Source organism: Paracoccus sp. P2 (assembly GCF_046335115.1).
Classification (GTDB): domain Bacteria; phylum Pseudomonadota; class Alphaproteobacteria; order Rhodobacterales; family Rhodobacteraceae; genus Paracoccus; species Paracoccus pantotrophus.
The window spans coordinates 20,800-29,939 of sequence record NZ_JBGOSN010000046.1; the positions used below are offsets into that span (position 1 = coordinate 20,800).

A 9,140-nucleotide genomic window follows, 5' to 3' on the forward strand; every position below is an offset into this window, starting at 1 on the left:
TTTGCGGGATCAGTGATCCTCGTCTTCGTCGTCATCCGCGTCGGGCAGGTTGAAGAAGCTGTCCGCATCCAGGTTGTCGTCCGGCTCGGGCTTCTCGTCATCCTTGCTGAGGCTGAAATTCTCCAGCCCGGCGATCGAGCTGGGCAGGCGCGGCTCGTCCGACATGGCAAGCGAGGTCTCGGTCGAAAGCAGCTTGCGACGCTCGTCATCGGTCATGGCGCCGCCCTCGGCGGCCTTGCGCTTGGCGGCCTTCTGCACGGCGGCGTCAAGCTCGGACTGACGGCAAAGCCCCAGCGCCACCGGGTCGATGGGCTGGATGTTCTGGATGTTCCAATGCGTGCGGTCGCGGATCGAGGCGATGGTCGGCTTGGTGGTGCCCACCAGCTTCGAGATCTGCGAATCGGCCAGTTCGGGATGAAACTTGACCAGCCACAGGATCGCTGCCGGCCGGTCCTGGCGCTTGGACAGCGGCGTGTAGCGCGGGCCGCGACGCTTCTCCTCGCCCTCGGCGGCGGGGTTGTGCTTGAGCTTCAGCCGGTAGAGCGGATTCTTCTGCCCCTTCTCGATCTCGGACGCATCAAGCTGGTTCGAGGCGACCGGGTCGAAGCCCTTGACGCCGACCGCCACGTCGCCGTCGGCGATGCCCTGGACCTCAAGCTCGTGCATGCCGCAGAAATCGGCGATCTGCTTGAAGCTCAGCGTCGTGTTGTCGACCAGCCAGACGGCGGTGGCCTTGGCCATCAGCGGCTTGTTCATGACCTTCTCCTTAACAATATCTCTTCCGGCCGGGGAAAACGGCTTTCGGCGGCTGCCATTCCATTTTCGGGGGATTGACAGGCTATATAGGCCCGGAAGGGAGCAAAATAAAGCCTGAAATTCGTGGCGCGCGGCCGGGACCGGCGTTAGGTTCGCCGGCATGAGACCGGCCGCCCTGATCGCCCTTTTGCTGTTCGCCCCCGCGGCCCTGGCCCAGGACATCGCGGGACGGTTCGACTATTACGTGCTGTCGCTCAGCTGGTCGCCCAGCTGGTGCCGGACCCAGGACGAGGCCGAACAATGCGCGACCGGGCGGCGCCTGGGCTTCGTCGTCCATGGCCTGTGGCCGCAATACGAACGCGGCTGGCCGGAATATTGCCGGACCGAAGCCCGCGACCCCGCGCGCCACGAAACCCGTGCCATGGCGGATCTGATGGGAACGGGCGGCCTAGCCTGGTATCAATGGAAAAAGCACGGCCGCTGCTCGGGCCTGCCGGCGCGGGACTATTTCGCCCTGACCCGCAAGGCCGCCGCCCGGATCGCCCTGCCCGAGACGCTGCGCCAGCTCGACCGCGACGTCACCCTGCCCGCCCAGGTGATCGAAGACGCCTTCATCGAGGCCAATCCCGGCCTTGCACGCGACGGCATCACCGTGACCTGCCGCGCCCGCGCCCTGCAGGAGATCCGCATCTGCCTGACCCGCGACCTGCGGCCGCGTGCCTGCGCTGAGGATGCCGGGCGGGATTGCCAGGGCAGCTTCCTGATGCCGGCGCCGCGCTGATGGCGCGGCCGCGTGCCTCCGGCGGGGATATTTGGACAAGGAAGAGACCGTTAACCGAATCGCAAGGATTTTCTGTCAGCTTGGAATCACGGAACAGGCGGGGACGCCGATGGCCGTCAAGGAAGAAGCCACACCCCGACCTTCAGCTCCGGCGGGCGGGGTGTGTGCTTTTCTTTCTTGCCCAAATATCCCCGCCGGAGGCTCCGGGCCGTGCCATAGTCGCCGAAGCAGTCAATCCGCGGCCGAAACCCGCAACAGGATCTTGCCGATATGGCCGCTGCCCTCCATGCGGCGATGCGCCTCGGCCGCCTCGGCAAGCGGGAAGGTGCTGTCGATCAACGGGCGCACCGCCCCCGCCTCGACCAGCGGCCAGAGCCGCTCCTGCAGTTCGGTGGCGATGCGCGCCTTGGCCAGGTCGGATTGCGGCCGCAGGGTCGAACCGGTCACCGACAACCGCCGGGCCATGATCTGGGCGAAGTTGATCTCGGCCTTGGGCCCGGCGAGGAAGGCGATCATGGCAAGCCGGCCGTCATCCGCAAGGCACTTGATATTGCGAGCGATATAGTCGCCGCCGACCATGTCCAGGATCAGGTCGGCGCCGCCGGCCTTGCGCAGCACGGCGACGAAATCCTCCTCGCGATAATTGATCGCCCTGGCGCCCAGCTTCTCGCAGGCCGCGCATTTCTCGGCCGAGCCTGCCGTCGCCCAGACCCGCGCCCCCAGCGCCTTGGCGATCTGGATCGCCATGGTGCCGATGCCCGATGAGCCGCCATGGACCAGGAAGCGCTCGCCCGGCTGCAAGCCGCCGCGCATGACCACGTTGGACCAGACAGTGAAGGCGGTTTCGGGCAACGCGGCGCCCAGGCGCAGAGACAGCCCCTGCGGAATCGGCAGGGCGTGGTCTGCGGGACAGGTCGCATATTGCGCATAGCCGCCGCCCGGCAGCAGGGCGCAGACCCGGTCGCCCGGCCTCCAGCACGTGACGCCCGGACCGACGGCCGCCACTTCGCCGGCACATTCCAGGCCCGGCAGGTCCGAGGCCCCCGGTGGCGGCGCATAGGAGCCGGCGCGTTGCAGCACGTCGGGACGGTTCACCCCGGCCCAGGCAACGCGGATCAGGATCTGGCCATGCCCGGCCACCGGCACCGGCCGCGTCACCGGCCGCAGAACCTCGGCCCCGCCGGGGGATGAAATCTCGATTGCCTGCATCACATCGGGAATCACCCGTCGCCTCCTTCTGTCCGGGCGCGCGGATTTGCGCGCAACGCTCCGGGCAGATTGCGATTTTCCGGCCGCCTGATCCAGCCCGTCGCAAGCCCGGCCAGGGTCGAGACGCCGGGCAGTCCGCCGACCCGTTCCTTCAGGCTTTCGAAGCGCATCACCCCTTCGATGCGGCGGTCCAGGAAGCGGCGCGTCTCCTCGGCCTCGGGCGAATCGTCGCCCAGCCAGTAAAGCACCGTCGCGCCATAGACGGCCGACAGCGTCGCGCGCTTGGAATACCAGTTCACGTCCTCGGAGCGGTCGCCGAGCCCGTCCCAGATCGCATCGGCCGTCTCCCAGACCAGCCGCGCGCCAAGCGCCGCATTCTGCGGCAAGGCCAGGATCGCCGCCCCTGCCCGTGCAAGCTCGCGGTTGCTGAGCGACAGCCGCCGCATCACCGCCGCCGAGACCCGGTCGCGAAACCGGCCCTCGGGCGGATGCGCCGCCAGCCAGTCGCGCAGCGCCTGGTCGCCCCGGCGGTGATAGGCGGCGGCCAGATCCGCGCCGCCGCGCGGCAGGTGCACCCGCGCCAGGGCCGGGTTCATGCCGATGTCGCGCGCGCCCTCGGCGATGGCCTTGTCGCCCATGCCCTCGAAGATGACATGGGACAGCGCGGCCTCGATCAGCCGCTCGCGGTCATCCGTCATGGCACTCTCCTTTTTCTTCGTGCGGCGCGGGTCCGGAAAATCTGGACAAAGCCGATTCGGCTTGCTAGAAGGCCGCGTCCTGCAAATCAGCTCAACTTTAACCTAGGAAGGTGGTGACAACCACATGCAGGTAAGTGTTCGCGACAACAACGTCGAACAGGCGCTTCGTGCTCTGAAGAAGAAACTTCAGCGCGAGGGGGTGTTCCGTGAAATGAAGCTCAAGCAGCATTTCGAGAAACCCTCGGTCAAGAAGGCCCGTGAAAAGGCCGAGGCCGTCCGCCGCGCCCGCAAGCTGGCGCGCAAGAAAGCGCAACGCGAAGGCGCGCTGTAAGACGAGCGACACGTTCGTTTCAGGAAAACCCCCGTGCCATGCGCGGGGGTTTTTCATTCACGCCGGTTCCTTTCATCCCGGTTCCTTCACACCGGCAGCGCCGTGGTGAAGGCCACCGTGCGCAGCGAGAACGAGGAATGCATCTGCTGCACGCCCGGCAACTTGGCCAGCCGCTGGCGGTGGATGCGGGCGAAATCGTCGGTATCCTGCGCCACCACCTTCAGCAGGTAATCCGCCGAACCGGCCATCAGGTGACATTCCAGCACGTCGGGGATGGTGCGCACGGCGCGCTCGAAAGCCTCCAGCAGCTCGTCGGCCTGGCCCGACAGGGTGATCTCGACAAAGACCGTGGTCGGCCGCTCCAGCTTGCGCGCGTCGAGCAGCGCGACATAGCCGCGGATCACCCCAGCCTCCTCCAGCCTCTGCACGCGGCGGTGGCAGGCGCTGGGGGAAAGCCCGGCCTCGTTTGCCAGATCGGCATTGGTCATGCGCCCGTCGCGTTGCAGGACGGAGAGAATGCGGCGATCCGTCGCGTCAAGCTCGATCATCGGGGCGATCCCTGTCTCGCGGGCGCCGGTCGGCGCCGGTTTCTTCGACCATAGCGCCGCCAGAGGCCGGATATAAGCGAAAATCACCGCAACAGGCGGCACGGCACGACCCCAGGGCGCCGCGCCGCCGCCTTGGCCGGCCGCTTCCGCCTCAGACGCTGCGGGCCCGCAACTCGTCGCGGATCTCCATCAGCAGCTCCTCCTGCGTCGGGCCGGCGGGGGCGGCCGCCTCGGCCTCTTTCTTGCGGATCGCGGCGCTTTGCACCTTGTTCACCGCCTTGACCAGCAGGAACACCGCCCAGGCGACGATCAGGAAGTTGATGACCGCCGAGAGGAAGGCGCCATAGGCAAAGACCGAGGCGCCGGAATCGCGCGCCACCTGCAGGCTGGCGCCCGGCGGAACCTCGCCCTTCAGCACCAGGTAATGCCCGCTGAAATCCGTGCCGCCGGTCAGCAGCCCGATGATCGGGTTGATCAGGTCGGCGACCAGCGAATTCACGATCGCCGTGAAGGCCGCGCCGATGATGATGCCGACGGCAAGGTCGATGACATTGCCCCGGGCGATGAATTCCTTGAACTCCTTGAACATGGGCTTACCTTTCCCGGCCTGTTGCACGCGTTCCGGCAAAGGCTGCCACATCACGCTAACCCCTTGCAACATGAGACAGGACTGGACAGGAAACGACATGACGGCATTATCCGAATTTCCGATCACCCGCCGCTGGCCGCCCCGGCGTCCCGAGGTCATCCAGCTTTACACGCTGAACACGCCGAACGGCATCAAGACCTCGGTCATGCTCGAGGAATGCGGGCTGGACTATGACGCGCATCGCATCAGCATCTCCGACCCCGAGGACCAGTTCACCCCCGAATTCCTGTCGCTGAACCCCAATAACAAGATCCCGGCGATGATCGACCCGAACGGGCCGGACGGCAAACCCATGGGCCTGTTCGAAACCGGCGCCATGCTGATCTATCTGGGCGACAAGACCGGCAAGTTCCTGCCCGCCTCGGGTGCGGCGCGCTACCACACCATCCAGTGGCTGATGTGGCAGATGGGCGGGGTCGGGCCGATGTTCGGCCAGGTCGGCTATTTCCACCGCTACAAGGGCAGCGAGATCGAGGATCCCCGTCCCCGCACCCGCTATTACGACGAGGCGCGGCGGCTCTTGGGCGTGCTGGACCGCCAGCTTCAGGGGCGCGACTGGATCACCGGCGAATATTCCATCGCCGACATGGCCGTAGGGCCCTGGCTGCGCACGGTCCGGGTGAATTACGAGGCCGAGACAGAGACCGGCATGGATGGCTTTGCCAACGTCCAGGCCTATCTGGAACGCTTCCTGGCCCGTCCCGCCGTGCAGCGCGGCATCGAGGTCGGGGCCGCCTGACCGGCATCGCGGCAGGGCTTGCAACCGATACGCGATTCATGGACCGTCCGGGAAACATCGCGGACGGTCTCATGCCTTTTATCGAGCATAACGGAAAACGTATCCTTTTCATCCACATCCCCAAGACCGGCGGCACCTCGGTCGAGAACTGGATGCTGGGCATCGCGCCGCTGCGCCTGTTCAGCCAGGGCATCCCCGCGGCGATGAAATGCACGCCGCAGCATCTGCGCATGCAGGACATCCGCGCGCTGCTGGGCGAGGGCTATTTCGACCATGTGCTGACCGTGGTGCGCAACCCCTACGACCGCGTCGCCAGCGAATACCGGATGCGGGTGCATCTGGCGAAAGAGAATTTCTTCAAGGGGTTGCCCGTCTTCTCGCTCTGGCTGGAGGATTGGCTGAACCGCCAGAAGCGCGAGCCCTTCTGCCTGGACAACCACCTGCGCCCGCAATGGGAGTTCCTGGGCAGCGAAGTCGAGACCTTCCGCTTCGAGGACGGCTTGCAGGCCCCCCTCGCCCGCATGGCGGAATGGCTGGGCGTCGCCCCGCCCGAAAGCCTGCCCCACGACCTGCGCCCCGACCCGCTGGGGATCGCCTGGGACCAGGTGGACCGGATCCGGGTGCGCGACCATTACGCCCGCGATTTCGAGACGCTGGGCTATTTCACCGACTGAACCGGGGCATCAGGCCGGGGCGCGGACCCCGGCCCCATGGCCCGCCCTAGCTGCGCAGCACGCCGCCGGTGGCCTTGCCGACCTTTTCGACGATCTTGGCGCTGACCGCCTCGATCTCGGCATCGGTCAGGGTCTTTTCCCGCGGCTGCAACCGCGCGGTGATGGCGATGGACTTCTTGCCGCCTTCCAGCCCGGTAAACTGGTCAAAAACCGTCACCCGCTCGATCAGCGCCTTGTCCGCACCCGCCGCCGCGTTCACCAGCGTCAGCGCCTCGACGCCGCTGTCCACCACGAAGGCGAAGTCGCGCTCGACCGCCTGCAGGTCGGACAGCACCAGCGCCGGGCGTGAGGGCGATTTCACCTTGGGCAGCGGCACGGCGGCGATGCGAATGGTAAAGCCGACCGCCGCACCCTTGATGCCGAAATGCCGCAGCACGCGAGGGTGGATCTCGCCAAATGTCGCCAGCGCATTCGGCCCCAGCGCGATGTTCCCCGCCCGGCCCGGATGCCACCAGCCGTCCAGCTTGCGGTTGATCTGCGCCTTGGCCGGCGCGCCGATGGCCTGCAACACCGCCTCGGCATCGGCCTTGGCGTCGTAGATGTCCACCTTGCGCCGCGAGGCATAGGGGTCGCGCGCCGCATTCGCCCCGACCAGGATGCCCGACAGGTGCAGATCCTGCTCGCCCGGCTCGCCGCCGCTGAACACGGGGCCGCATTCGAACAGCGCCAGATCGGCAAAGCCGCGCGCCTGGTTGCGCGCCGCCGCCGCCAGCAGGCCCGGCAGCAGGTCGGGGCGCATATGCGTCATCTCGCTGCTGATCGGGTTCTCGATCCTGACCGCGTCGGAACCGCCGCCGAACAGCGCCGCGGCCTTTTGGTCGATGAAGCTGTAGGTCACGCATTCGTTGTAGCCCAGCGCGGCCGCCATGCGCCGCGCCGCCTGTTCGCGGCGCTGCAAGGGGGTCAGCACCGGCTGCGGCACGCCCGCCTGCGGGCGCGGCAGCGGCTGGCCCTGCAGCTTGGTCAGGCTGGCGATGCGCGCCACCTCCTCGACCAGGTCGGCGCTGCCCTGCACATCGGGACGCCAGCTGGGCACGAAGGCCCGGTCGCCCTCCAGCCGGAAACCCAGCGCGGTCAGCGTCGCGCGCTGTTCGGCCTCGGGGATGTCCATGCCGACCAGGCTGCTGACCCGCGCCGGTTCCAGAAGGTAGCTGCGGGTCGTGTCGGGCACCGCGCCCGCCGTCACCACCTCGGAAGCCTCGCCACCGCAAAGCTCCAGGATCATCTGCGTCGCCCGTTCCAGGCCCGGTTGGGTAAAGGCCGGATCCACGCCGCGCTCGAAACGATAGCGCGCGTCCGAGTTGATCTTCAGCGCCCGGCCCGCCGTGGCGATGGCGATGGGATCCCAATAGGCGCTTTCCAGGAAGACGTTCACCGTCTGGTCCGAGCAGCCGCTATGCTCGCCGCCCATGATGCCGGCGATGCTTTCCGGGCCGGCCTCGTCGGCGATGATCATGGTGCCGGGGGCAAAGGCATAGGTCTTGCCGTCCAGCGCCAGCAATGCCTCGCCCTCGACCGAGGCGCGCACGGTCAGGTCGCCCTTGACCTTGTCGGCATCAAAGACATGCAGCGGCCGGTTCAGGTCGAAAGTGAAGAAATTGGTGATGTCCACCAGCGTGTTGATCGGCCGCAGCCCGATGGCGGTCAGCCGCTTTTGCAGCCAGTCCGGCGACGGCCCGTTCCTGACCCCGCGGATCAGCCGGCCGCTGAAGAACGGCGCCTTCGGTGCCATCTCGGGCATGATCGCCACCTGGATGGGCGAGGCGAAGCTGCCCGGCACGATCACGTCCTCGACCGGCTTCAACCGGCCGAGCCCGCGCGCGGCAAGGTCGCGGGCGATGCCATGCACCCCCAGCGCATCGGGGCGGTTCGGGGTGATCTTGATCTCGATCACCGGATCGACGGCCTCGGGCCGGTTCGCGGCCAGCCAATCGACGAACCTGTCGCCCACCTCGCCCGAGGGCAGCTCGATGATACCGTCATGCTCCTCCGACAGTTCCAGCTCGCGTTCCGAGGCCATCATGCCATGGCTTTCGACGCCGCGGATCTTGCCGACGCCCAGGGTCACGTCGATGCCGGGGACATAATCGCCGGGCTTGGCCAGCACCACGGTGATGCCGGCGCGGGCATTGGGGGCGCCGCAGACGATCTGCTTCTCGCCCTCGTCCGTCAACACCTTGCAGACCCGCAGCCGGTCGGCATCGGGATGCTGCTCGGCATGCAGAACCTTGGCCAGGGTGAAGGTCTTCAACTTGGCAGCCGGATCGGCCACGCCCTCGACCTCGAGGCCAAGGTCGGTCAGCGCCTCGGTGATCTCATCGAGGGAGGCTTGAGTGTCGAGATGCTCTTTGAGCCAGGAGAGGGTGAATTTCATTGCGGCGGCTCCGTCGGGTTTGCGCGACCCTTAGCGCATGGCGCGGCGGATTGGTAGGGTGGTGGAGCCGGATGCGCAGGGCCCTTGTCGCGACCCGACGACAAACTTCGCCCGTGCGCGGTCGCGGCTACGCGCAGGTTTCTTAGCAAGCGGGTATTGCGTCGCATCGGCGGAGACAACGATTCTTACGATGACCAATCGCGAAGAGTACTCTGCGAGGCTTTGTTGCGCAAAAGGTGCTTTGGGTATAGTTCCCCTTTCCTTGGACAGACTTATCCTGCGGCCATTGTCGTGGGCGTGCCGAGAGCCGTGTAACGGTTC

Annotated in this window: 10 protein-coding genes; 4 read left to right on the forward strand and 6 right to left on the reverse strand. The window is 66.9% G+C overall.

The genetic code is table 11. The annotated features are described in order from the left end of the window. Positions 1–9 precede the first annotated feature (9 nt). Positions 10–756 carry a DUF1013 domain-containing protein gene (locus tag ACDP63_RS20185; RefSeq protein ID WP_024843614.1) on the reverse strand — a complete coding sequence of 249 codons (747 nt, stop codon included), beginning with the start codon at positions 754–756 and terminating at the stop codon, positions 10–12. A 160-nt stretch (positions 757–916) separates the two neighbouring features. Between ACDP63_RS20185 and ACDP63_RS20190 the strand changes: the two genes are divergently transcribed. Further along, positions 917–1,537 (forward strand): ribonuclease T2 family protein, encoded by a 621-nt coding sequence (locus tag ACDP63_RS20190; protein ID WP_024843613.1) that lies wholly within the window; start codon positions 917–919, stop codon positions 1,535–1,537. 231 nt (positions 1,538–1,768) lie between these two features. Here ACDP63_RS20190 and ACDP63_RS20195 read toward each other — a convergent pair whose 3' ends face one another. Both ACDP63_RS20195 and ACDP63_RS20200 read right to left on the reverse strand, forming a co-directional pair. Continuing rightward, complete coding sequence (locus ACDP63_RS20195; protein WP_036747255.1) at positions 1,769–2,746, reverse strand: NAD(P)H-quinone oxidoreductase; 978 nt, start codon at positions 2,744–2,746, stop codon at positions 1,769–1,771. An 11-nt stretch (positions 2,747–2,757) separates the two neighbouring features. Beyond that, entirely contained in the window at positions 2,758–3,444 is a 687-nt protein-coding gene (locus ACDP63_RS20200) for a COQ9 family protein (protein WP_024843611.1), read from the reverse strand. A 124-nt stretch (positions 3,445–3,568) separates the two neighbouring features. Between ACDP63_RS20200 and rpsU the strand changes: the two genes are divergently transcribed. After that, the gene (gene rpsU, locus ACDP63_RS20205) at positions 3,569–3,775 is read left to right on the forward strand and encodes a 30S ribosomal protein S21 (protein WP_011748553.1); all 207 of its coding nucleotides are present in this window, start codon (positions 3,569–3,571) and stop codon (positions 3,773–3,775) included. 86 nt (positions 3,776–3,861) lie between these two features. Here the strand turns inward: rpsU and ACDP63_RS20210 are convergent, their stop codons facing one another. Then, complete coding sequence (locus tag ACDP63_RS20210) at positions 3,862–4,320, reverse strand: Lrp/AsnC family transcriptional regulator (protein WP_024843610.1); 459 nt, start codon at positions 4,318–4,320, stop codon at positions 3,862–3,864. 154 nt (positions 4,321–4,474) lie between these two features. Further along, complete coding sequence (gene mscL, locus ACDP63_RS20215; protein ID WP_024843609.1) at positions 4,475–4,912, reverse strand: large conductance mechanosensitive channel protein MscL; 438 nt, start codon at positions 4,910–4,912, stop codon at positions 4,475–4,477. A 97-nt stretch (positions 4,913–5,009) separates the two neighbouring features. Between mscL and ACDP63_RS20220 the strand changes: the two genes are divergently transcribed. Together ACDP63_RS20220 and ACDP63_RS20225 are read left to right on the forward strand one after the other, a co-directional pair. Beyond that, positions 5,010–5,711, forward strand: coding sequence for a glutathione S-transferase C-terminal domain-containing protein (locus tag ACDP63_RS20220; protein ID WP_028710093.1), 702 nt, complete (start codon positions 5,010–5,012; stop codon positions 5,709–5,711). Positions 5,712–5,782: 71 nt separating this feature from the next. Continuing rightward, positions 5,783–6,385 carry a sulfotransferase family 2 domain-containing protein gene (locus tag ACDP63_RS20225; RefSeq protein WP_024843607.1) on the forward strand — a complete coding sequence of 201 codons (603 nt, stop codon included), beginning with the start codon at positions 5,783–5,785 and terminating at the stop codon, positions 6,383–6,385. 46 nt (positions 6,386–6,431) lie between these two features. Here ACDP63_RS20225 and pheT read toward each other — a convergent pair whose 3' ends face one another. Further along, positions 6,432–8,819, reverse strand: coding sequence for a phenylalanine--tRNA ligase subunit beta (pheT, locus tag ACDP63_RS20230; protein WP_024843606.1), 2,388 nt, complete (start codon positions 8,817–8,819; stop codon positions 6,432–6,434). Positions 8,820–9,140 lie beyond the last annotated feature (321 nt).

Coding starts and splice junctions, on each gene's coding strand:
- ACDP63_RS20195 (WP_036747255.1), bottom strand. CDS start 2,746: ATGCAGGCAATCGAGATTTCATCCCCCGGCGGGGCCGAGGTTCTGCGG.
- ACDP63_RS20185 (WP_024843614.1), bottom strand. CDS start 756: ATGAACAAGCCGCTGATGGCCAAGGCCACCGCCGTCTGGCTGGTCGAC.
- ACDP63_RS20200 (WP_024843611.1), bottom strand. CDS start 3,444: ATGACGGATGACCGCGAGCGGCTGATCGAGGCCGCGCTGTCCCATGTC.
- mscL (WP_024843609.1), bottom strand. CDS start 4,912: ATGTTCAAGGAGTTCAAGGAATTCATCGCCCGGGGCAATGTCATCGAC.
- ACDP63_RS20190 (WP_024843613.1), top strand. CDS start 917: ATGAGACCGGCCGCCCTGATCGCCCTTTTGCTGTTCGCCCCCGCGGCC.
- rpsU (WP_011748553.1), top strand. CDS start 3,569: ATGCAGGTAAGTGTTCGCGACAACAACGTCGAACAGGCGCTTCGTGCT.
- ACDP63_RS20225 (WP_024843607.1), top strand. CDS start 5,783: ATGCCTTTTATCGAGCATAACGGAAAACGTATCCTTTTCATCCACATC.
- pheT (WP_024843606.1), bottom strand. CDS start 8,819: ATGAAATTCACCCTCTCCTGGCTCAAAGAGCATCTCGACACTCAAGCC.
- ACDP63_RS20220 (WP_028710093.1), top strand. CDS start 5,010: ATGACGGCATTATCCGAATTTCCGATCACCCGCCGCTGGCCGCCCCGG.